19 protein-coding genes are annotated in these 21,543 nt (G+C 73.0%); 13 read left to right on the forward strand and 6 right to left on the reverse strand.

Going from position 1 to position 21,543, the window contains the following annotated elements:
• Window positions 1-11: 11 nt before the first annotated feature.
• Together aceB and ACZ6I3_RS26365 are read right to left on the reverse strand one after the other, a co-directional pair.
• The gene (gene aceB / locus ACZ6I3_RS26360) at window positions 12-1,637 is read right to left on the reverse strand and encodes a malate synthase A (RefSeq protein WP_469417885.1); all 1,626 of its coding nucleotides are present in this window, start codon (window positions 1,635-1,637) and stop codon (window positions 12-14) included.
• A gap of 207 nt (window positions 1,638-1,844) precedes the next feature.
• Window positions 1,845-2,459 (reverse strand): nucleotidyltransferase family protein, encoded by a 615-nt coding sequence (locus ACZ6I3_RS26365; RefSeq protein WP_469417887.1) that lies wholly within the window; start codon window positions 2,457-2,459, stop codon window positions 1,845-1,847.
• A gap of 231 nt (window positions 2,460-2,690) precedes the next feature.
• Between ACZ6I3_RS26365 and ACZ6I3_RS26370 the strand changes: the two genes are divergently transcribed.
• Window positions 2,691-2,984 carry a DUF5955 family protein gene (locus ACZ6I3_RS26370; RefSeq protein ID WP_454360584.1) on the forward strand — a complete coding sequence of 98 codons (294 nt, stop codon included), beginning with the start codon at window positions 2,691-2,693 and terminating at the stop codon, window positions 2,982-2,984.
• A 212-nt stretch (window positions 2,985-3,196) separates the two neighbouring features.
• On the opposite strand, the gene allR is transcribed toward ACZ6I3_RS26370, so the two are convergent.
• Window positions 3,197-3,997 carry an allantoin degradation transcriptional regulator AllR gene (gene allR / locus ACZ6I3_RS26375; RefSeq protein ID WP_469417889.1) on the reverse strand — a complete coding sequence of 267 codons (801 nt, stop codon included), beginning with the start codon at window positions 3,995-3,997 and terminating at the stop codon, window positions 3,197-3,199.
• Window positions 3,998-4,237: 240 nt separating this feature from the next.
• On the opposite strand from allR, the gene allB reads away from it, so the two are divergent.
• On the forward strand, window positions 4,238-5,578 hold the full coding sequence (allB, locus tag ACZ6I3_RS26380; RefSeq protein ID WP_469417891.1) for an allantoinase AllB: 1,341 nt from the start codon (window positions 4,238-4,240) through the stop codon (window positions 5,576-5,578).
• Between the two features lie 49 nt (window positions 5,579-5,627).
• On the forward strand, window positions 5,628-6,743 hold the full coding sequence (gene alc / locus ACZ6I3_RS26385) for an allantoicase (RefSeq protein ID WP_469417892.1): 1,116 nt from the start codon (window positions 5,628-5,630) through the stop codon (window positions 6,741-6,743).
• A 58-nt stretch (window positions 6,744-6,801) separates the two neighbouring features.
• On the opposite strand, the gene ACZ6I3_RS26390 is transcribed toward alc, so the two are convergent.
• The gene (locus ACZ6I3_RS26390; RefSeq protein WP_469417894.1) at window positions 6,802-7,581 is read right to left on the reverse strand and encodes an SDR family oxidoreductase; all 780 of its coding nucleotides are present in this window, start codon (window positions 7,579-7,581) and stop codon (window positions 6,802-6,804) included.
• Between the two features lie 167 nt (window positions 7,582-7,748).
• Here ACZ6I3_RS26390 and ACZ6I3_RS26395 point away from each other — a divergent pair, with 167 nt between their 5' ends.
• Complete coding sequence (locus ACZ6I3_RS26395) at window positions 7,749-8,375, forward strand: dihydrofolate reductase family protein (RefSeq protein ID WP_469417896.1); 627 nt, start codon at window positions 7,749-7,751, stop codon at window positions 8,373-8,375.
• Window positions 8,376-8,460: 85 nt separating this feature from the next.
• Window positions 8,461-8,856, forward strand: coding sequence for a guanyl-specific ribonuclease (locus tag ACZ6I3_RS26400; protein ID WP_469417898.1), 396 nt, complete (start codon window positions 8,461-8,463; stop codon window positions 8,854-8,856).
• Between the two features lie 48 nt (window positions 8,857-8,904).
• Here ACZ6I3_RS26400 and ACZ6I3_RS26405 read toward each other — a convergent pair whose 3' ends face one another.
• Entirely contained in the window at window positions 8,905-9,105 is a 201-nt protein-coding gene (locus tag ACZ6I3_RS26405; RefSeq protein ID WP_215117650.1) for a hypothetical protein, read from the reverse strand.
• Window positions 9,106-9,284: 179 nt separating this feature from the next.
• Between ACZ6I3_RS26405 and ACZ6I3_RS26410 the strand changes: the two genes are divergently transcribed.
• The 3 genes from ACZ6I3_RS26410 to ACZ6I3_RS26420 all read left to right on the forward strand — a co-directional run bounded on the left by ACZ6I3_RS26410 (window position 9,285) and on the right by ACZ6I3_RS26420 (window position 12,467).
• Entirely contained in the window at window positions 9,285-10,559 is a 1,275-nt protein-coding gene (locus tag ACZ6I3_RS26410) for a sensor histidine kinase (RefSeq protein WP_469417900.1), read from the forward strand.
• Window positions 10,560-10,672: 113 nt separating this feature from the next.
• Window positions 10,673-11,755: a hypothetical protein gene (locus ACZ6I3_RS26415; RefSeq protein WP_469417901.1), complete on the forward strand. Its 1,083-nt coding sequence runs from the start codon at window positions 10,673-10,675 to the stop codon at window positions 11,753-11,755.
• 25 nt (window positions 11,756-11,780) lie between these two features.
• Window positions 11,781-12,467 carry a response regulator transcription factor gene (locus tag ACZ6I3_RS26420; RefSeq protein WP_469417903.1) on the forward strand — a complete coding sequence of 229 codons (687 nt, stop codon included), beginning with the start codon at window positions 11,781-11,783 and terminating at the stop codon, window positions 12,465-12,467.
• 36 nt (window positions 12,468-12,503) lie between these two features.
• Here the strand turns inward: ACZ6I3_RS26420 and ACZ6I3_RS26425 are convergent, their stop codons facing one another.
• Window positions 12,504-13,526 carry a Gfo/Idh/MocA family protein gene (locus tag ACZ6I3_RS26425; RefSeq protein WP_469417904.1) on the reverse strand — a complete coding sequence of 341 codons (1,023 nt, stop codon included), beginning with the start codon at window positions 13,524-13,526 and terminating at the stop codon, window positions 12,504-12,506.
• Between the two features lie 128 nt (window positions 13,527-13,654).
• Between ACZ6I3_RS26425 and ACZ6I3_RS26430 the strand changes: the two genes are divergently transcribed.
• From ACZ6I3_RS26430 to ACZ6I3_RS26450, 5 genes are all read left to right on the forward strand, one after another.
• Window positions 13,655-14,392 carry a GntR family transcriptional regulator gene (locus tag ACZ6I3_RS26430; RefSeq protein ID WP_469418049.1) on the forward strand — a complete coding sequence of 246 codons (738 nt, stop codon included), beginning with the start codon at window positions 13,655-13,657 and terminating at the stop codon, window positions 14,390-14,392.
• 148 nt (window positions 14,393-14,540) lie between these two features.
• Window positions 14,541-15,689, forward strand: a complete 1,149-nt coding sequence (locus tag ACZ6I3_RS26435) for an ROK family glucokinase (protein WP_469417905.1) — start codon at window positions 14,541-14,543, stop codon at window positions 15,687-15,689.
• The gene (locus ACZ6I3_RS26440; RefSeq protein WP_469417907.1) at window positions 15,686-16,267 is read left to right on the forward strand and encodes a sugar kinase; all 582 of its coding nucleotides are present in this window, start codon (window positions 15,686-15,688) and stop codon (window positions 16,265-16,267) included. The genes ACZ6I3_RS26435 and ACZ6I3_RS26440 overlap by 4 nt, the downstream gene beginning before the upstream one ends.
• A 98-nt stretch (window positions 16,268-16,365) precedes the next feature.
• Window positions 16,366-19,233, forward strand: coding sequence for a DEAD/DEAH box helicase (locus ACZ6I3_RS26445; protein ID WP_469417909.1), 2,868 nt, complete (start codon window positions 16,366-16,368; stop codon window positions 19,231-19,233).
• A complete protein-coding gene (locus ACZ6I3_RS26450; RefSeq protein ID WP_469417911.1) occupies window positions 19,230-21,425 on the forward strand; it encodes an SWIM zinc finger family protein in 2,196 nt (731 codons plus the stop codon). The genes ACZ6I3_RS26445 and ACZ6I3_RS26450 overlap by 4 nt, the downstream gene beginning before the upstream one ends.
• Window positions 21,426-21,543: the final 118 nt, after the last annotated feature.

Consider the following 21,543-nt stretch of genomic DNA (forward strand, 5'->3'; position numbering starts at 1 on the left):
CTCTCCGTGCGTCAGCCCTTGAGCTGCTCGTACGCCGGCAGAGTCAGGAAGTCGGCGTAGTCCTCGTCGAGGGAGACCGTCAACAGCAGGTCGTGCGCCTGCTGCCAGTTGCCGGCCGCGAAGGCCTCGTCGCCGATCTCGGCGCGGAGGTTCGCGAGTTCCTCGGCGGCGACCTTGCGGGCCAGCTCGGCGGTGACCTGCTCACCGTTGTCGAGGACGACCTCCGCGTTGATCCACTGCCAGATCTGCGAACGGGAGATCTCGGCGGTGGCCGCGTCCTCCATCAGGTTGAAGATCGCGACCGCGCCGAGCCCGCGCAGCCAGGCCTCGATGTAACGGATGCCGACCTGCACGGCGTTGACCAGACCCGCGTACGAGGGCTTGGCGTCGAGCGAGTCGACGGCGATCAGGTCGGCCGCCTTGACGTCGACGTCCTCGCGCAGCCGGTCCTTCTGGTTGGGCTTCTCGCCGAGGACCTTGTCGAAGGACTCCATGGCGATCGGCACCAGATCGGGATGGGCGACCCAGGAGCCGTCGAAACCGTCGTTCGCCTCGCGGTCCTTGTCGGCGCGGACCTTCTCGAAGGCGACCTTGTTGACCTCCGCGTCCCGGCGGGACGGGATGAAGGCCGCCATGCCGCCGATCGCGTGTGCGCCGCGCTTGTGGCAGGTGCGGACGAGGAGTTCGGTGTAGGCGCGCATGAACGGGGCCGTCATCGTGACCGCGTTGCGGTCCGGGAGGACGAACTTCGCTCCGCCGTCACGGAAGTTCTTGACGATGGAGAAGAGGTAGTCCCAGCGGCCCGCGTTCAGCCCGGAGGCGTGGTCGCGCAGCTCGTAGAGGATCTCCTCCATCTCGTACGCGGCCGTGATCGTCTCGATGAGGACGGTGGCGCGGACGGTGCCCTGCGGGATGCCGACGTACTCCTGGGCGAAGACGAAGACCTCGTTCCAGAGGCGGGCCTCCAGGTGCGACTCCGTCTTGGGGAGGTAGAAGTACGGGCCCTTGCCGAGGCCCAGCAGGCGCTCGGCGTTGTGGAAGAAGTACAGGCCGAAGTCGACCAGCGCGCCGGGCACCGGGGTGCCGTCCGGGTCGACGAGGTGACGCTCGTTCAGGTGCCAGCCGCGCGGGCGCATGACGACCGTGGCGAGTTCCTCGTTCGCCTTCAGGGCGTACGACTTGCCGGACCTCTCGTCCGTGAAGTCGATGTTCCGGGTGTAGGCGTCGCTCAGGTTGACCTGGCCGAGGACCACGTTCTCCCAGGTGGGCGCGGAGGCGTCCTCGAAGTCCGCGAGCCACACCCTGGCGCCGGAGTTGAGGGCGTTGATGGTCATCTTGCGGTCGGTGGGGCCGGTGATCTCGACCCGGCGGTCGTTCAGGGCGTCCGGACTCGGGGCGACCTTCCAGGAGTCGTCGGCGCGGATCGCGGCGGTCTCCGGGAGGAAGTCGAGGGTGGAGGTGCGGGCGATCTCGGCGCGGCGCTCGGCGCGGCGGGCGAGGAGTTCGTCACGCCGGGGCGTGAACCGCCGGTGCAGCTCGGCCACGAAGGCCAGCGCCGCTTCGGTGAGGACCTCCTCCTGCCGCGGCAGGGGCTCGGCGTCGACGATGGCCAGCGGTGACGGCGCTGGTGCGGACATGAACGGTCACTTCCTTCAGCGAGCTACGAAGACGAGCCTGCGGTGCGGCACCGGGTGCCAGTCTTCCCGGGTACGGGGTTCGGCGCCCGTGGAGCCCTCGGGCGCTTCTGAACTGTGGATACTAGTTTCCTCATAGTGGAAGTTCAATCGTGTGTTGACGTCGAGACTCTTCGGATCGAGGAAAGGTGGCGCTCCGTGCCACCCCGCTCACTCAAGGTGGGCCAGATCGGCCTCGGTGTCGATGTCGAAGGGCCGGGCCACGTCCCCGCACTCGACCAGCGTGATCGCCGGCTCGTGTTCCCTCAGGTAGGCGCGTGCCCCCCGGTCCCCGGTGGCAGTCGCGGCGATGCCCGCCCAGTGGGCGGCGCCGAACAGGACCGGATGACCCCGCACCCCGTCGTACGCGGCCGACACCAGCGATTCCTCGCCCTGGTGCGCCCGGAGGACCCGGGTCACCGCCTCCGGGCCGATGCCGGGCTGGTCGACGAGCGAGACCAGGGCGGCCCGGGTGCCCGTACCGGCCAGTGAGTCGAGCCCGGCCCGCAAGGATGTGCCCATGCCCTGCTCCCAGTCGGGGTTGTCGACGAGGACGCAGCCCGGCAGGGCGGCCCGTTCGCGCACCTCTTCGGACCGGGCGCCCAGTACTACGTGGACCCGTGTGCAACCCCCCTCCCGCAGCACCCGCACCGCGTGCTCCACGAGCGGCCGTCCCCGATGGAGGAGCAGTGCCTTGGGTCGCCCTCCGAGTCGTCGCCCGCCGCCCGCGGCGAGCAGCACCCCGGCAACCTCTCGCGCCTCTCCCGGCGTCTTACGAGTCGTCATGGATCCTGCATACCGCACGATCTCGGGCCGAGAAGTCACGCAGCGGAGCAAGTCGATGACGCAATGGACTGGCGCCTGGTGGGCCTTGTCGTTTAATCTCGCCCGCACCGACCGTCCGGGCGTCCGGCCGGTGCCCGGTGTGGGGGACTTCGCGTCGGAATGGCACGCGCACGACGAGGTGCGAGGGGGAGGACTGTGTTGCGAAGCGTGGAGCAGAAGCGGCAGGGGCCTGTGACCAGCGGCGACGAGGACCCGCGCGTGACGGAGCTCCGCTCCGCCGTGTCCGGGCTGCGCCGCCGGCTCGCCGCCCATCCCGGCGATTTCGCCGACCGGGTCATCGCCGAGGAGGAGTTGGCCGCGCTGGACGCGATGGCCGTCGCCGGCATCCCCGAGATTCCGCGGCTGCGCCGCTCCCTGCTGCTGATCGCCGGCGCGATCGGCTCGGTGAGCGCGCTGTCCCCCGGCCTGTCGGAGGTCCGCCGGGCCGTGGACCTCTTCGGGGGGCCGGTGCGCGGCGAGGGCTGACGCGCCGCGCGGGCGCGTCGTCGGTTCCGCGCGCCGCCAGGACGCGCCGTACGGGACCGGGGTCGCCGGGCGTCGCCTGCGAGCCGCAGCCGGCGTTCCACGCCGGTGCTCCGGCCGCCCCTGAATCCTGCCCGGCACCCGGGCCGCCGAGCGCGGCGCGGACCGCCCGCGCGGAGCCGGTCGGTGTGGCGGCGGGGCCGGTCAGGCTCCCGTCATGATGCGGGGCTCTGGTTGACCAGGGCCTCCGACAGTTCGGCGGCGACCTGCTGGAGCACCGGCACGATCTTGTCCGTCGCCGCCTCCGTGACCCGGCCCGCCGGGCCGGAGATGGAGATGGCCGCGGCGGTGGGGGAGTCGGGTACCGAGACCGCCAGGCAGCGGACCCCGATCTCCTGCTCGTTGTCGTCGATCGCGTAGCCCTGCCGGCGTACGTCCTCCAGTGCGGCGATGAACCCGTCCGGCGTCGTGATCGTCCTCTCCGTCGCGGCGGGCATGCCCGTGCGGTGGAGCAGGGCGCGCACCTCCTCCGCCGGGAAGCTCGCGAGCAGGGCCTTGCCCACGCCCGTGGAGTGCGGCAGCACGCGCCGGCCGACCTCCGTGAACATGCGCATCGAGTGCTTCGAGGGCACCTGCGCGACGTAGACGATCTCGTCCCCGTCCAGCAGTGCCATGTTCGCCGTCTCGCCGGTCTCCTCGACCAGCCGGGCGAGGTAGGGCCGTGCCCAGGTGCCCAGCAGCCGGGAGGCCGACTCGCCGAGACGGATCAGGCGCGGACCGAGCGCGTACCGCCGGTTCGGCTGTTGACGTACGTACCCGCAGGCCACCAGGGTGCGCATCAGGCGGTGGATGGTCGGCAGGGGCAGCCCGCTGCTCGCGGACAACTCGCTCAGGCCGACCTCGCCGCCCGCGTCCGCCATCCGTTCGAGCAGGTCGAAGGCGCGCTCCAGGGACTGTACGCCGCCGTTGGCGGAGGACCGGGCGGAGTCGGTGGTGCTGGCGCTGGACGTCGGCACGGCGCGTTCCTTTCGGGGCTGGCGGCGGAAGAGCAGAAGCCTACCCGGCAGTCGGTTGACTCCCCGCTCGTACGTAGCTACGTTCTGCGTGCTGGAAGTTTAATTCCGCTTTGTGGAAACGTCCAGGAGTGGCCACGTGAAAGGCGCCCAAGTCCAGTGTGCCCTTGACTGGCATGGGAGAGGGAGTGAAACTCCTTCAACAGAAAGTTGAATTCCGGTAGGTGGAAGTAAGGGGTTCGGGTGTCCGACGCTGAACTGGTGCTTCGCTCGACGCGTGTCATCACTCCCGAGGGGACGCGTGCCGCGTCCGTCGCGGTCGCCGACGGCACGATCACGGCCGTCCTTCCCTACGACACACCCGTGCCGGAGGGCGCCCGCCTGGAGGATCTGGGCGACCACGTCCTGCTGCCCGGCCTGGTCGACACCCACGTCCACGTGAACGACCCCGGCCGCACCGAGTGGGAGGGCTTCTGGACCGCCACCCGCGCCGCGGCGGCCGGCGGCATCACGACGCTCGTGGACATGCCCCTCAACTCCCTCCCGCCGACCACGACCGTCGCGCACCTGCGTACGAAGCAGCGGGTCGCCGCCGACAAGGCGCACATCGACGTCGGCTTCTGGGGCGGCGCGCTGCCCGACAACGTCAAGGACCTGCGTCCGCTGCACGAGGCCGGCGTCTTCGGCTTCAAGGCGTTCCTGTCGCCGTCCGGCGTGGACGAGTTCCCGCACCTCGACCGCGACCCGCTCGCCCGCACCATGGCCGAGATCGCCGCCCTCGACGGACTGCTCATCGTGCACGCCGAGGACCCCCACCTGCTCGCCTCCGCCCCGCAGCGGCCCGGCCCCCGCTACGCCGACTTCCTCGCCTCCCGCCCCCGGGACGCCGAGGACACCGCCATCGCCCAGCTCATCCGCGAGGCGAAGGCCCTCCACGCGCGCGTGCACATCCTGCACCTGTCCTCCAGCGACGCCCTGCCGATGATCGCCGAGGCGAAGGCGGAGGGTGTCCGCCTCACCGTGGAGACCTGCCCCCACTACCTGACCCTCACCGCTGAGGAAGTCCCCGACGGCGCCAGCGAGTTCAAGTGCTGCCCGCCCATTCGCGAGTCCGCCAACCAGGACCTGCTCTGGCAGGCGCTCGCCGACGGCACCATCGACTGCGTCGTCACCGACCACTCCCCGTCCACCGCCGACCTCAAGACGGACGACTTCGCGACGGCGTGGGGCGGCATCTCCGGACTCCAGCTGAGCCTGGCGGCGGTGTGGACGGAGGCCCGCGAACGCGGTCACGGCCTGGAGGACGTGGTCCGCTGGATGTCCGCGCGGACCTCCGAACTGGTCGGGCTCGACACCCGCAAGGGCGCCATCGCGGCGGGACGCGACGCCGACTTCGCCGTCCTGGCGCCCGACGAGACCTTCACCGTCGACCCGGTGGCCCTCCAGCACCGCAACCACGTCACGGCGTACTCGGGGAAGACCCTGTACGGCGTCGTGAAGTCCACCTGGCTGCGCGGCCGGCGCATCGTCGTGGACGGCGAGTTCACCGAGCCGAAGGGCCGACTCCTCACACGGCACCCGTAGACCTCCCCGCACCCGCATCCCCGGCCGACTCCCGAAAGGCACCCATCCCGTGACGTCGATTCCCAGCTTCACCGGCGACTCGAACCCCTACGGAGGCGGCGACCCGTACGCGGACTACCGCACCGCCGACTTCCCCTTCACCCAGTACGCCGACCTCGCCGACCGGCGCCTCGGAGCCGGTGTCATCGCCGCCAACGACGAGTTCTTCGCCCAGCGCGAGAACCTGCTGGTGCCCGAGCCCGCCGAGTTCGACCCCGAGCACTTCGGGCACAAGGGCAAGATCATGGACGGCTGGGAGACGCGGCGGCGGCGCGGTGCCTCCGCCGGGCACCCGTGGCCGACCGCCGAGGACCACGACTGGGCACTGGTGCGTCTCGGCGCGCCCGGGGTGATCCGCGGGATCGTCGTCGACACGGCCCACTTCCGCGGCAACTACCCGCAGGCCGTGTCGGTCGAGGGCACCTCCGTGCCGGGCTCCCCGTCGCCTGAGGAACTTCTCGGGGACGATGTGAAGTGGACGACCCTGGTCCCGCGCACCCCGGTCGGCGGCCACGCGGCGAACGGCTTCTCCGTCGCGGTCGAGCAGCGCTTCACCCACCTGCGGGTGAACCAGCACCCCGACGGCGGCATCGCACGCCTGCGCGTGTACGGCGAGGTCGTCCCCGACCCCGCGTGGCTGGAGACGCTGGGCACCTTCGACGTCGTCGCCCTGGAGAATGGCGGGCAGGCGGAGGACGCCTCCAACCTCTTCTACTCGCCCGCCTCCAACACCATCCAGCCGGGCCGCTCCCGCAAGATGGACGACGGCTGGGAGACCCGGCGCCGCCGCGACCAGGGCAACGACTGGATCCGCTACCGGCTGGCCTCCCAGGCGCGGATCCGCGCCCTGGAGATCGACACCGCCTACCTCAAGGGCAACAGCGCCGGCTGGGCGTCTGTGTCGGTCCGGGACGGCGAGGACGGCGAGTGGCGCGAGATCCTGCCCCGCACCCGCCTCCAGCCCGACACCAACCACCGCTTCGTCCTCCCGGAACCGGCCGTCGGCACGCACGCGCGCGTGGACATCTTCCCGGACGGCGGCATCTCCCGGCTGCGTCTGTTCGGCTCCCTGACCGAGGACGGCGCGAGGCGTCTCGCGGCGCGTCACCAGGAGCTGGGCGGCTGAGGTCGACCCCGGCCCATGGGGCGCACCGGCCTGACAGCACCGGTGCGCCCCATGTGCCTCACGCCGCGTGCCCGCCGTCCACCGAGAACTCCGCACCGGTCACATACGTCGCCCCCGCGAGGTAGGCGACCATCGACGCCACCTCGTCCGCCGTCCCGTACCGCCCCAGCGCGGTCATCGCCGCCTGGCCTTCCGCATGGGGACCGTCCGCCGGATTCATGTCCGTGTCGATCGGGCCGGGGAGGACCAGGTTCGCCGTGATCCCGCGCCCGCCCAGCTCCCTGGCCAGGGCCTTGGTCAGACCGGCCAGGGCCGCCTTGCTCATCGCGTAGAGAGTTCCGCCCGGCCCCGGCACGCGTTGTGCGATGCAACTGCCGATCGTGATGATGCGCCCGCCCTCGGGCAGCCACGCGGCGGCCGCCCGGGACGTCAGGAAGACCCCCCGTACGTTGATGTCGAGGACCCGGTCGACGTCCTCGAGGGACAGCGTCTCCAGCGGTCCGAGAACCCCGACCCCGGCGTTGTTGACCAAGACGTCGAGCCTGCCCAGCGCCTCGGCCGCCGCGTCCACCACTTCGGCCGCGTCGGTGGCGTCCGCGGCGTCCGCGCGCAGCGCCACCCCTCGGCGCCCCAGCGCCTCCACGGCCCGTACGACGTCCTCGGCCGCCTCCTTGCCGTTCACATAGCCGACGGCCACGTCCGCGCCCTCCTGGGCCAGCCGCAGGGCCGTCGCCGCGCCGATGCCACGGCTCCCGCCGGTCACGAGAGCCACCTTGCCGTGCAGGGTCTCCCGAGAAGCCGCTCGCGAAGTCGCCTGAGAAGTTCCTTGTGAAGTCATGTCTCCATCCCAGCGGCCGCCCGACGGCGGCGCTGGCGGCGAACGGACATCGAGGTCCACGGCGGCACGCGCGCGTGGCGTACGGCCCAGCGATGAGTTGCGGGTGCCCGCGGGGTCTGAACCCATGACAACGGACCCTCTTCGTTCCGGAAAGGCAGGCACCCGCCATGGGCAAGCTCGTCTCCACCCTCTTCGTCACCCTCGACGGCGTCTATCAGGCCCCCGGCGGGCCGAAGGAGGACACCCGCGGGGACTTCCCGCACGGCGGCTGGAGCTTCTGGTACGCCGACGAGGACTTCGGCCGGTTCGTCAACGACGTCTTCGCACGCCCGGCGGTCTTCCTGCTCGGGCGCCGTACGTACGACATCTTCTCCTCGTACTGGCCGAAGGTGACCGACCCGGCCGACCCGGTCGCCTCGAAGCTCAACTCCCTGCCGAAGTACGTCCCTTCCTCGACCCTGAGCGACCCCGACTGGGCGGGCACCACCGTGCTCCCGGGGGACCTCGCCGAGGAGGTCACCGCCCTGAAGGAGCGCACCGACGGTGAGGTCCAGGTGCACGGCAGCGGCGCTCTGGTCCGCTCCCTGCTGTCGCTCGACCTCGTCGACACCCTCCATCTGCTGACCTTCCCGGTCGTGCTCGGCACCGGGTTCCGGCTGTTCCCGGAGGGTGCCGTACCGACCGCGTTCCGGCACAGGGGAGGGAGCGTCTCCGGTGCGGGCGTCTCGATGCAGACGTACGACCTGGCGGGCCGCCCGGAGTACGGGGAGTACAAACTTCCGGAGCAAGGTTAACTTCCCGCAAACTCATCCGACTTGACGGGAAAATCTCCGCCCTTGACATTGACATGCCACTGTCTACGCGCGTCATCATGAGCGCATGAATTTCCCCCCACGCGCCTCGCGGCTCGGCGCAGCAGCCGCCCTTGTGTCCGCTCTCCTCATCGGCGGGACCGTCTCCGCCACCACGGCCGACGCGGCCCCCACCGCCGTCGGTGACATCTGCTACAGCAAACTGCCGTCCCAGGCCCACGACACGCTCGACCTGATCGAGCAGGGCGGCCCCTACCCGTTCGACCAGGACGGCACCGTCTTCCAGAACCGGGAAGGCATCCTGCCCCAGCAGTCGACCGGGTACTACCACGAGTACACGGTCATCACCCCGGGCTCCTCCAACCGCGGTGCGCGGCGCATCGTCACCGGTGAGGACAACCAGGAGGACTACTACACGGCCGACCACTACGAGTCGTTCGACCTGGTCGACTACGGCTGCTGAGCCGGACGGCCCCTTCGGTGAACGCGGGCCGGAAGTCCGCCCGGACGCTCAGACGGACTTCCGGCTCCCGGCCGCCGCGAACAGGGCGACGCCCAGCACGAGCAGAGTGACGCTCGCGTAGATCTCGTAGCCGTCGAGGAACCCCAGGCGTTGCACGAGCCCCCAGTCCCAGTCGGTGAACTCGTGCACCAGGCCCGCCACGCCCTGGACCAGGGCGAGGAAGCCGAGAATCTCCAGTACCTGCTTCATGCCACGAGCCTCGCCCCGCGGACCCCCCACCCGCGTCGGCCGCGGGGCGGACATCCGGGAACCGAAGTCCCCGTCCGGGCCCGGACGGCCCCGTCGAAAGTCTCCGGTGTGACGACTTTGGTCGACGATCCCGCCCGGGAAGCGGTGGAACGGAACCGGACTGCGTAGATTCGTCGACCGTGAGAGGTGACAACGCGAGGCAGGCCGCCCCGGTGCCGCCGGGGGAGACGCCCTCGCTGTTCACCGGGCGCAGATGGTTCATCCCCTCCGCCCTGCTGCACGAACTCGACCCCGACACCGAACGGGGCGGGCGGCGGCCCCGGCGCACCGCGCGCGACTGGCTCGTCGACTTCTGCTGCTTCCTGCTCGCCGTGGTGGTGGGGGTGGTCGCTCTGGAGGCGCTCACCGAGAACCCCCATGTCCCGGAGGGACTGGCCGTCGTCGACCAGGTGATCGGCGCGCTGGCCTGCGCGGCGGTCTGGCTGCGCCGCCGTTGGCCGCTGGGGCTCGCCGTGGCGCTGACTCCCGTCACCTTCGTCTCGGACACCGCGGGCGGTGCGGGCGTGATCGCCCTGTTCACGCTCGCCGTGCACCGCCCCTTCCGGTACGTGGCCTGGGTGGGCGGCGTCAACGTGGCGCTGGTCCCGCTGTTCTACTGGCTGCGCCCCGACGCGGACGTCTCCTACCCGGTGAGCGTGGTCTTCGCCGTGCTGCTCACGGTGGCGATCGTCGGCTGGGGCATGTTCGTACGGGCCAAGCGGCAGTTGATGCTGAGCCTCAGGGACCGTGCCCGGCGGGCCGAGACGGAGGCGCGGCTGCGGGCCGAGCAGGCGCAGCGGCTCGCCCGCGAGGCCATCGCGCGGGAGATGCACGACGTGCTCGCCCACCGGCTGACACTGCTCAGTGTGCACGCGGGGGCCCTGGAGTTCCGGCCCGACGCGCCCCCGGCGCAGACCGCGCGGGCGGCGGGCGTGATCCGGGAGAGCGCGCGCGAGGCCCTCCAGGACCTCCGGGAGATCATCGGCGTGCTGCGGGCGGACGAGCCCGACGACACGGGCAGGCCGCAGCCGACCCTCGGGGCGCTGGACGCGCTGGTCGCCGAGTCCCGCCAGGCCGGTATGAAGGTCTCCTCGGACCAGTGCGTCGGCGACCCCGCCGCCGTCCCCTCCTCCGTCGGCCGCACCGCGTACCGCATCGTCCAGGAGGGCCTGACCAACGCCCGTAAGCACGCGCCCGGCACGGAGGTCACGGTGTCCGTCACCGGCGCACCGGGCGACGGCCTCACCGTCTCCGTGCGCAATCCGCCCCCCGAGGGCGAGGTGCCTCCCGTACCCGGCTCCGGCCAGGGCTTGATCGGCCTGACGGAACGGGCGACCCTGGCGGGCGGCCGCCTGGAGCACGGGCACACGCCGCAGGGCGGCTTCGAGGTGCGGGCCTGGCTGCCGTGGGCGTGACGGGCCGGCGGTGTCCAACGCCCGCCCCTCGCGCCGCAGTCAGTTGACTTGACTGCGGAGATGGCTGATGTTGGTGCCGCCTTCAGCACCGCGAGTAACGGAAGGAACACCACGTGAGTTTCGGGGGACCCGCCAACCCGTACCAGCCGCCGGGCCCGCCGGCCGGGGGACCGTACCCGCCGCCTCCGGCCGCGGGCCCCTACGTACCGCCCCAGCCGGGCCCGGCACCGTACGGCTACCCGCAGCCACAGCCGTATCCCCATCCCCATCCCCACCCCTATCCGTATCCACCGCAGCCCCATCCGGGGCCTGGGCCGGGTCCGGCGCCGGGTGGTCCGCGTGGTGGCGAATGGCCCTCGCTGCGCCAGTTGTTGCGGCAGGGGCGCTCGAACACCTCCGGCTGCCTGTGGCTGGTGCTGCTCGCCCCGTGCACCTGGTTCGCGTTCCTGCCGCTCGTGGTCGGCTACGCGTTCGCGCGCTCGGCCCGCAACCGGGCCCACCGGCTCTTCCCGCGGCACGGGCACCGAGCCGTCGACGACCGGCACGTCACGCGCGTGCAGAAGGTACGGGCCTGGACCGCGGCCGCCATGTCCCTGATGCTGCTCGCCGTCTACGGCAAACCGGAGGACGTCGCCGAGGCCCAGGAGCAGTACATGATGCGGCTGGCGGTCACCCCGCCGCTGCTGCTGCTGAGCGCGCCCGTGGTGATCGCGCTGCTCTTCCGCTGGGCGTCGGCGGAGCGGCGGTCGGCGATGCGCGCCGGCGTGCGGGCCGCCCTGCGGTCGGCCGGGTGGTACGTCGGCGCCGTGACGGCCCTTCCGCTGCTCGGCGGGGCGATCATCCTGCTCGGCCGCGACCGGGCGCCCTCCGCCGGGGTGTCGGAACCCGCTCCCTGGCTGATCCTCGCGGCGGCCCTGCCCCTGGTCTGGCTCCTGTTCTTCATCGGCTTCGCCACCGGCCCGGCCATCCGCACCGGTTTCAACACCTCGTCCGTGCACGCGGCGCTCCCCGCCCTGCTGACCGGCACCCTGGTGTGGGAGTTCGCGGTCATCAGCATCGTCGCGGGCGGTCTGCCGCCCGGCCCGCCGGTGATCCAGACCCTCGCCTTCCTCGGCGGCCCCGCCTCGGTGACGGCGGTGGTCTGGTGGGAGATCCGCCGCCTGCGCGCCCTGTACGGCGTGACCCTGCGCGCCTGACCACGGCCGTGATTACGTAACGCCCATGACTGCGATCAGAGTTCTCCTCGTCGACGACGATCCGCTGGTGCGGGCCGGGCTGTCCTTCATGATGGGCGGCGCCGACGACATCGAGATCGTCGGGGAGGCCGCCGACGGCGGCGAGGTGGAGGCGCTCGTCGACCGCACCCGCCCGGACGTCGTGCTCATGGACATCCGGATGCCGACGGTGGACGGTCTCACGGCCACGGAGCGGCTGCGCGCCCGCGAGGACGCCCCGCAGGTGGTGGTGCTCACCACCTTCCACGCCGACGAACAGGTGCTGCGGGCGCTGCGCGTGGGCGCCGCCGGTTTCGTCCTCAAGGACACCCCGCCCACCGAGATCGTCGCGGCGGTGCGCCGGGTCGCGGCCGGCGACCCGGTCCTGTCGCCCGGCGTCACCCGTCAGCTGATGCGGCACGCGGCCGGCACCGCCGCCGACACGCGCCGCGCACGCGCGCGTGCCCGCGTGGCCGTCCTCAACGACCGCGAGCGCGAGGTCGCCGTGGCGGTCGGCCGGGGCCTGGCCAACGCCGAGATCGCCACCGGCCTCTTCATGAGCGTCGCCACCGTCAAGACGCACGTCTCCCGCATCCTGGCCAAGCTCGACCTCAACAACCGGGTGCAGATCGCGCTGCTGGCGTACGACGCGGGGCTTCTGGAGGGCGAGGCGGAGGAACGCGAGGGGCACTGACCCCCGGCGCCCGGTCGTCGTCGTACGGGTCCGCCGTCACGCGAACGTCTGGGCGGCCCCGCCGGGGATCTCCGCCAGACGCACCGCCCTGCGCTCCCGGCGCGACAGCTCGCACGCCTCGGCGATACGCAGGGCCTGCAGCGCCTCGCGCCCGTCGCAGGGATTGGCCCGCTCGCCCCGGACCACCTCGACGAACGCGTTCAGCTCCGCCTCGTAGGCCGGTCCGAAGCGCTCAAGGAAGCCCGTCCAGGGCTTGTCGGCGGCCGGCGGCCCGGTCGGTTCGGTGGACGCGATCGGCGTGCGGTCGTCCAGGCCGACCACGATCTGGTCGAGCTCCCCGGCGAGCTCCATGCGCACGTCGTACCCGGCCCCGTTCATCCGCGAGCCGGTGATCGTGGCGAGCATGCCGTCGTCGAGGGTGAGGAGCACGGCGGCGGTGTCGACGTCGCCGGCCTCGCGGAACATCGCCGGCCCCGCGTCGGACCCGGCCGCGTACACATCGGCCACCTCCCGGCCCGTCACCCAGCGCAGCACGTCGAAGTCATGGATCAGGGTGTCCCGGTACAGCCCGCCGGACAGCGGCAGCCACGCGGCGGACGGCGGCGACTGGTCACTGGTCAGCGCCCGGACGGTGTGCAGCCGCCCCAGCCTGCCGGACCGCACGGCCTCGCGGGCGCCCGTGTAGCCCGTGTCGAAGCGGCGCTGGAAGCCCATCTGGAGGACCGTCCCGACCGTCTCGACCTCGGCGATCGCGCTCAGGGTCCCCGGCAGGTCCAGCGCGATGGGTTTCTCGCAGAACACCGGCAGGCCCGAGCGTGCTGCCCGACCGATCAGTTCGGCGTGGGCGGACGTGTTGGTCGTGATCACCACGGCGTCGACCCCCCAGCGGAAGATCTCCTCCACGCCCGGCGCCGCGGTCTCACCCAGCCGGTGCGCCAGATCCTGGGCCCGTGTGGGGTCCGCGTCCGTGAGGATCAAGGACCCGACGTCGCGGTGCCGGCTGAGCGTGTTCGCGTGGATGGTGCCGATACGGCCCGTCCCGATGACCCCGATGCGCATGGAAACAAAGTGCGTCCACAGCCCGCCCCTGTCAATCTGTTTGTCCGGACAATCTGACTACACAACTTCCCGTCAACAACGCACGGAGCTACGCTCGGCCCGTGCCGAAACCAGGAGTGGACCCGACCGTGCAGCTGGAGCTGAGCGTGGACCGCAGCTCGCCCGTGCCGTTGTACTTCCAGCTGTCCCAGCAGTTGGAGGCAGCGATCGAGCACGGCACGCTGACCCCCGGCAGCCTGCTGGGCAACGAGATCGAACTCGCGGCCCGGCTCGGCCTGTCCCGGCCGACCGTCCGCCAGGCCATCCAGTCGCTCGTCGACAAGGGCCTCCTCGTCCGCCGCCGCGGCGTGGGCACTCAGGTCGTGCACAGCCAGGTCAAGCGCCCGCTGGAGCTCAGCAGCCTCTACGACGACCTGGAGGCGGCGGGCCAGCGCCCGGCCACGAAGGTCCTGGTCAACACGCTCGAGCCCGCCTCCGCCGAGGTCGCCGCCGCACTCGGTGTCGCCGAGGACAGCGACGTGCACCGCGTGGAACGCCTCCGCCTCGCTCACGGCGAGCCCATGGCCTACCTCTGCAACTTCCTGCCCCCCGGTCTCATCGACCTCGACACCGGCCAGCTGGAGGCCACCGGCCTCTACCGCCTGATGCGAGCGGCCGGCATCACCCTCCACAGCGCCCGCCAGTCCATCGGCGCCCGGGCGGCGACGAAGGAGGAGGCGGACCGCCTGGCGGAGGAGACCGGCGCGCCCCTGCTCACCATGCAACGCGTCACGTTCGACGACACGGGCCGAGCAGTGGAATACGGCACACACACGTACCGCCCGACGCGCTATTCGTTCGAGTTCCAGCTTTTGGTGCGGACCTAGGTTCCTGGGGGCGCGGGGCTGTGCCGATGTGCGGCTCCGCCGCGTGGGCGCGCTCAGCCCCCACCCACCCGCACCCGGCGATGACCCGCACCACCCCGCCCCTGCCCCGCTCCGCGCACACCCCCACGGTGAGGCAGAATCGGGCGCGATGAGCACCTACCGCGACTTCACCGCCCCCATCGGCTCCCGCCGTGCCACGGCCCTGCGCACCGTCGGCACCCGGGAGCGCCGCTCACACCTGACCGCACCCCGCGTGCCGACGGTCGGCATCGACATCGGCGGTACGAAGGTGATGGCGGGCGTCGTCGACGCCGACGGCAACATCCTGGAGAAGCTCCGCACGGAGACCCCGGACAAGTCCAAGAGCCCCAAGGTCGTCGAGGACACCATCGCCGAACTGGTCCTGGACCTCTCCGACCGGCACGACGTGCACGCCGTCGGCATCGGCGCGGCCGGCTGGGTCGACGCCGACCGCAACCGCGTGCTGTTCGCCCCCCACCTGTCCTGGCGCAACGAACCGCTGCGCGACCGCCTGGCCGAGCGGCTCGCCGTGCCCGTCCTGGTCGACAACGACGCCAACAGCGCCGCCTGGGCCGAGTGGCGCTTCGGCGCCGGCCGCGGCGAGGACCACCTCGTCATGATCACGCTGGGCACCGGCATCGGCGGCGCGATCCTGGAGGACGGCCAGGTCAAGCGCGGCAAGTACGGCGTCGCCGGAGAGTTCGGCCATATGCAGGTCGTGCCCGGCGGCCACCGCTGCCCGTGCGGCAACCGCGGCTGCTGGGAGCAGTACAGCTCGGGGAACGCCCTGGTCCGTGAGGCGCGCGAGCTGGCCGCCGCCGACTCGCCGGTGGCGTACGGGATCATCGAGCACGTCAAGGGCAACATCTCCGAGATCAGCGGCCCGATGATCACCGAGCTGGCCCGCGAGGGCGACGCCATGTGCATCGAGCTGCTCCAGGACATCGGCCAGTGGCTCGGCGTCGGCATCGCCAACCTCGCGGCCGCCCTCGACCCCTCCTGCTTCGTGATCGGCGGCGGTGTCTCGGCCGCCGACGACCTGCTGATCGGCCCCGCGCGGGACGCGTTCCGCCGGCATCTGACGGGCCGCGGCTACCGCCCCGAGGCCCGCATCACCCGGGCCCAGCTCGGTCCCGAGGCCGGCATGGTCGGCGCCGCCGACCTGGCCCGGCTGGTCGCCCGCCGCTTCCGCCGCGCCAAGCGCCGCCGCGTGGAGCGGTACGAGCGCTACGAGCGGTACGCGCAGTCCCTCCGCAGTACCCAGGAGACGCCGTGACCGCTTCGCTGCCCCACCAGGGCCCCTGGCCCGACGAACCGGAACGCCCGGTCGAGGACCGCCGCCACATGATCCGCCGCAGGGCGCTCACCCTGCTGATCATCGTGCTGCTCATCGGCATCCCGGCCGGCTACCTGGTGATCTCCGCGAACCAGAGCCGGGACAGCGGCAAGGACAAGGAGGCGAAGTACTCGGCGACCGGCCTCACCGAGGGCTGGCCCTCCAAGCTCCAGCGCCGGATCTACCAGGTGCCCGTCCCGCACCCGGCCTGGCACGTGGCGTACTACGAGACCAACAACTGGAAGACCAGCCGCCTGTACGCCCAGTTCGAGACCAACGCGGCCGGTCTGGACGCCTGTCTGACGGGCCTCGGCCTGACCCGGGACGACCTGAAGAAGGGCCACGTCACCATCGGCGCCCGCGACCGGAAGGTCACCGGCTGGAAGTTCGCCGACGACGGCCTGTGGTCGGGTGTCGTCCACCGGCAGAAGAACCCGGCCCCCACGCACGACGTGGTCGTCGACCTGTCCAACCCGGCCTACCCCTGGGTGTTCGTGGTCTCCCGGACCGTGCCCTGACCCGAGGGCCGGTACGGTCGCCGGAGCCGATTGTCAGACCCCGCCCGTAGAGTCGGAGACGACTGATCCGACACGCGGGACGGGAGGTGGCAGGACGTATGGGCGACACGGCCGCGGTGGCCGAGCGGGCGGGGGAGCCGACGGTCCCGGTCCGGCTCCCGGCCGTCTTCCTGCCCGCGCCCCTCCCGCGCGACGGGCGGATCGCCTTCTGGGACCCCGAGGGTGAGCCCCTGCGCACGGGGGACGCGGAGGACACCGAGGAGGCCGCGCCCACCGAGCTGACCGTCGTACGACGGCACGGCGCCGGAGTCCGGCGGCGGACCACCCCGGCGCTGTCCCTCCCGCTGGACGCGGCCCTGCCGCTCCTGGTGCGCGCCCGGCACGACCCAGCGGCCCACCCCGCCACCGCCTGCTGGGGCGCGGCCGCCCTGCACGCCCTGCGGCTGACCGCGCGCGGCCGGCTGCTGCCCGGCCTGACCGCCGCGGGGCACGACGCGTGGCGTGCCGGCCCCCTCGACCCGGACGACATCGCGCACCTGCGCGCGGTGGCCGCCGCCCTGCCGTACGAGGGGCACGCCGTCCCGCTGCCCGGCCCCGGCCCGGTCCGCCTCCCCGAACCGGAAGCGCTGGTGCGCGCCTTCCTGGACGCGGTCGCCGACACCCTGCCCCGCACCCCGGCCGCGCCCCACACCTCCGGCAGGCCCTTCGCCGCCCGCGAGGCCCAGCGCCTGCCCGACGCCCACGACTGGGCCGCCGAGGTCGCCGCCGGCATGGACGCCGGAGTGCGGATCTCGCTCCGCCTGGACCTGTCGGCGTACGACCTCTTCGACGACTCCTCCGGCGGCCTGCGCAGCGCCGGTGCCGCGATCGTCCAGGTGCACAGCCTCGCCGACCCCACCCTCGTGGCCGACGCCGCGGCCCTGTGGGCGGGCGGGGCCGACGACGCCTTCGGTCCCCGCGCTCGCGTGGACGCGGCCCTCGCGGTCCGCCGGGCGGCCCGGGTCTGGCCCCCGCTCGACCGGCTCTCCGACCAGGACGTGCCCGACGTACTGGCGCTGACCGAGGACGAGCTGAACGACCTCCTCGGGGTAGCGGCCACCCGGCTCGCCGCGGCCGGGGTCGCCGTGCACTGGCCGAGGGACCTCGCGCAGGACCTGTCCGCCACGGCGGTGGTCCACGCGGCCCCCGGCTCGGCGAAGGACGGCACCGGCTTCTTCGAGAGCGAGGACCTGCTCCGGTTCAGCTGGCAGCTGGCGATCGGCGGCGACCCGCTCACCGACGCCGAGATGGACGCCCTCGCCGAGGCCCACCGCCCGGTCGTGCGGCTGCGCGACCAGTGGGTGCTGGTCGACCCCGCCCTGGTCCGCAAGGCCCGCAAACGGGACCTGGGCCTGCTCGACCCGGTCGACGCGCTGTCCGTCGCCCTCACCGGCACCGCCGACGTGGACGGCGAGACGGTCGAGGCCGTCCCGGTCGGCGCGCTGGCCGCCCTGCGCGACCGCCTGACCAGGGGGATCCACCCGGCCGAACCGCCGCCGGGCCTGCACGCCACCCTCCGCGACTACCAGCTCCGGGGCCTGGCCTGGCTCGAGCTGGTGACCTCCCTGGGCCTCGGCGGCTGCCTCGCCGACGACATGGGCCTCGGCAAGACCGTCACCCTCATCGCCCTGCACCTCAAGCGGGCCCGCAGCGAGGCGACCCTGGTGGTCTGCCCGGCCTCGCTGCTGGGCAACTGGCAGCGGGAGATCACCCGGTTCGCGCCCGGCGTCCCCGTGCGCCGCTTCCACGGCCCGGACCGCAGCCTGACCGGCCTGGACGGCGGCTTCGTCCTCACCACCTACGGCACCATGCGCTCGGCGGCCCCCGCCCTGGCCGAGCGGGCCTGGGGCATGGTCGTCGCCGACGAGGCGCAGCACGTCAAGAACCCCTACTCGGCCACGGCCAAGGCGCTGCGCACGATCCCGTCCCCCGCGCGGGTCGCCCTGACCGGCACGCCCGTCGAGAACAACCTGTCGGAGCTGTGGGCGCTGCTCGACTGGACGACCCCGGGCCTCCTCGGCCCGCTGAAGTCCTTCCGCGCCCGGCACGCACGGGCCGTGGAGACCGGCGAGGACGAGCAGGCCGTGGAGCGCCTGGCCCGCCTGGTCCGCCCCTTCCTCCTGCGCCGGAAGAAGTCCGACCCGGGCATCGTCCCCGAGCTGCCGCCCAAGACGGAGACCGACCACCCGGTCCCGCTCACCCGCGAACAGGCCGCGCTGTACGAGGCGGTGGTCCGCGAGTCGATGCTCGCCATCGAGACCTCCGAGGGCATGGCCCGCCGAGGCCTGGTGCTGAAGCTCCTGACCTCCCTGAAGCAGATCTGCAACCACCCCGCGCTGTACCTGAAGGAGGACCACGCGCCGGAGCACGCCCGGCCCGGCGGCGACCGGTTCGCCAACCGCTCCGGCAAACTCGCCCTGCTGGACGAGCTGTTGGACACCCTGCTCGCCGAGGACGGCTCCGCGCTCGTCTTCACCCAGTACGTGGGAATGGCCCGTCTGATCACGACTCACCTGGCCACCCGGGCGGTCCCCGTCGACCTCCTCCACGGCGGCACACCGGTCCCGGAGCGGGAGCGCATGGTGGACCGGTTCCAGGCCGGCTCGACCCCCGTCCTGGTGCTGTCCCTGAAGGCCGCGGGCACCGGCCTCAACCTCACCCGCGCGGGCCATGTCGTCCACTTCGACCGCTGGTGGAACCCGGCCGTCGAGGAACAGGCCACCGACCGGGCCTACCGCATCGGCCAGACCCAGCCCGTCCAGGTCCACCGCCTCATCACCGAGGGCACGGTCGAGGACCGCATCGCCGAGATGCTCCAGGCCAAGCGCGCCCTGGCCGACGCCATCCTCGGCTCCGGCGAGTCGGCCCTCACCGAACTGACGGACCGCGAGCTGTCCGACCTGGTCTCCCTGCGGAGGACGCCATGACCCACAGCGGGGCCGAGGAGGCCCGCCGGGCCCTGCGGGCAGCCCGGGAGAAGGCGACCCGGGACCCGGACCCGGCATCGTCTCCCCATCCGGCACCTTCCCCCGCCCCGTCACCCGCCGACCAGGAGACCGCCCGGCCGGGAGACGCGGCCCGCGCGGCACTGCGCAGGGCGGTGTCCGAGCGTCGCGGGGCCGACGGGGGCGAGACGGGCTCCCCGGGCGACGTGCATCGGGCCGATGACGCCGATGACGCGGTGACCGAGGTGCCGGGTGGCTCGTCGGGCCACGGTGACAGCAGCGGGGACCACAGCGGAAGCACCGAGGGCGACGACGGCGGCAGTGGCCCGACCGCGGCTCCGTCCGGTGGGCCGTCCGAGGGCGAGGGCAGGAGCGTGCCCACCGACGTGCCGCGCCGGGACACCCTTGACGATGCTCCCGGCGGCGCCACCGAGCAGCCCGGTCCGCGAGCGGGGGACGTCGCGCGCGAGGCACTGCGCGCGGCTCGGGACGACGCGCGGCGGGCCAGGGAGGAGACCGCCCGCGAAGGGATCGGGCGCAGGCGCCGGGCTGCCCGGCAGGGCGCCGCGCACGAGAGGCCGGAGCCTGAGCGGCGGACGCGCGAGCACACCGTCGGCGGGGGAGCCCGTGACGTACGGCAGTTGCTGGGCGACCTCTTCCGGATGCCCACGGACGCGGACGAGCCGGACGCGGAGCCCGAGGACTCCGACGAAACGGGCCCCGGGCGCTCGCCTCACCCCAGGGCCGACGCGCCGCGCAGCCCGCCGACCCCCGGCCCGCCGACCCCTGGCACCTCGCCCCCTGACCCGCCGACTCCCGGCCACCCCGCGACCTCCAACCCCTGGTCCGCCCTGCCCCCGACCCCCCGAAACGCAGTACCCCCTCACACCACCCCCCACCAGCCCCGCTCCATGGCCGCCCCCAGCCGCGACAGCGAACTCCGCCGTACCTTCCCGGCCTTCCCGCCCCGGGAGCCCGACGGCAGGGGATTCGCCGAGAGCTGGTGGGGAAACGCCTGGGTCGCCGCCCTGGAGCAGGGCGCCCTGGACGCCAAACGGCTGGAGCGCGGGCGCGGATACGCGGGGCAGGGGAATGTCGACGCCATCACCGTGACGCCCGGACTGGTGCTGGCGTACGTACAGGGCAGCCGCCCGCGCCCGTACCGCGTGCAGGTGCGGCTGCGCACGCTCGACGCAGCCGACTGGGAGCGGTTCCTGGACGCCGCCGTCGACCGGCCCGGGCATATCGCGGCGCTCCTCGACAAGGAGATGCCCCACTCCCTCGCGGACTGCGGCGTGTCCCTGCTGCCCGGCCCCGGTGAGCTGGAACCGCGGTGCAGCTGCCCCGACCGGGGCCACCCCTGCAAGCACGCCGCCGCCCTCTGCTACCAGACGGCCCGGCTGCTCGACGCCGACCCCTTCGTCCTGCTCCTGCTGCGCGGCCGGGGCGAACGGGACCTGCTCGAGGCGCTGTCCCGGCTGAGCGCCACCCGCGCGGCGCGTGCCGCCCAGGACAAGGAACCGGAGCCTCTCCCCGGCGTACGGGCCGCAGACGCCCTCATGCCACGCGCCCTCCCGCCCCTGCCGGTGCCGCTGCCCACGCCCGCGCACCCCGAGCAGCCACCGGCCTACCCGGCGTCCCCCGGCGGCCCGGACCCCTTCGCGCTGGACCAACTGGCCACGGACGCGGCCGCCCGGGCGCACGCCCTGCTCGCCACCGGCCGTGACCCGGTCGGGCGGTTGACCCTCTGGCAGGACGCGGTCCGCCTGGCCGCGGCCCGCCCCGGCTCGGGGCTCACCGCGGGCACCCGGGCGCTCTACTCCTCCCTCGCCTCCGCGGCGGGCCGCACACCGTCCGAGCTGGCCCGCGCGGTCGCCGCCTGGCGTCAGGGCGGACTGGAGGGCCTCGCCGTACTGGAGGAGCCGTGGGACCCGCCGGCCGGCCGGTTCGACCGCGCCCGTCCCCTCCTCCTCGCCGCGGACCTGCCCGCCTTCCGCCCCGGCCGCAACCACCTCACCCACCCCCACGGCCACGTCCAGCTCCGCCTGGGCCGCGACGGCCTGTGGTACGCCTACGAGTCCGAACCGGGCCACGACGACTGGTGGCCGAGAGGCACCCCCGACCTGGACCCCGTGGGCGCGCTGACGGGCCTCGGCCTGCCGGGCGACCTCTGAGGGCCCACCCTCGAAGTCCCGTGTCCGCGGGCTGAACGGGGTGAACCGATGGTTTCGAACGGTTGAACCTTCGCGTCTGAGGCGAAGTGGGGGCGCCGACAGTGGAACCGGGTGAGGC

This window comes from Streptomyces sp. NPDC041940 (genome assembly GCF_055589465.1).

Excerpts from the sequence above, each read along its gene's own strand:
- aceB (WP_469417885.1), bottom strand. The coding sequence starts at position 1,637 with ATGTCCGCACCAGCGCCGTCACCGCTGGCCATCGTCGACGCCGAGCCC.
- ACZ6I3_RS26365 (WP_469417887.1), bottom strand. The coding sequence starts at position 2,459 with ATGACGACTCGTAAGACGCCGGGAGAGGCGCGAGAGGTTGCCGGGGTG.
- ACZ6I3_RS26390 (WP_469417894.1), bottom strand. The coding sequence starts at position 7,581 with ATGACTTCACAAGGAACTTCTCAGGCGACTTCGCGAGCGGCTTCTCGG.
- ACZ6I3_RS26395 (WP_469417896.1), top strand. The coding sequence starts at position 7,749 with ATGGGCAAGCTCGTCTCCACCCTCTTCGTCACCCTCGACGGCGTCTAT.
- ACZ6I3_RS26400 (WP_469417898.1), top strand. The coding sequence starts at position 8,461 with ATGAATTTCCCCCCACGCGCCTCGCGGCTCGGCGCAGCAGCCGCCCTT.
- ACZ6I3_RS26405 (WP_215117650.1), bottom strand. The coding sequence starts at position 9,105 with ATGAAGCAGGTACTGGAGATTCTCGGCTTCCTCGCCCTGGTCCAGGGC.
- ACZ6I3_RS26420 (WP_469417903.1), top strand. The coding sequence starts at position 11,781 with ATGACTGCGATCAGAGTTCTCCTCGTCGACGACGATCCGCTGGTGCGG.
- ACZ6I3_RS26425 (WP_469417904.1), bottom strand. The coding sequence starts at position 13,526 with ATGCGCATCGGGGTCATCGGGACGGGCCGTATCGGCACCATCCACGCG.
- ACZ6I3_RS26435 (WP_469417905.1), top strand. The coding sequence starts at position 14,541 with ATGAGCACCTACCGCGACTTCACCGCCCCCATCGGCTCCCGCCGTGCC.
- ACZ6I3_RS26445 (WP_469417909.1), top strand. The coding sequence starts at position 16,366 with ATGGGCGACACGGCCGCGGTGGCCGAGCGGGCGGGGGAGCCGACGGTC.
- ACZ6I3_RS26450 (WP_469417911.1), top strand. The coding sequence starts at position 19,230 with ATGACCCACAGCGGGGCCGAGGAGGCCCGCCGGGCCCTGCGGGCAGCC.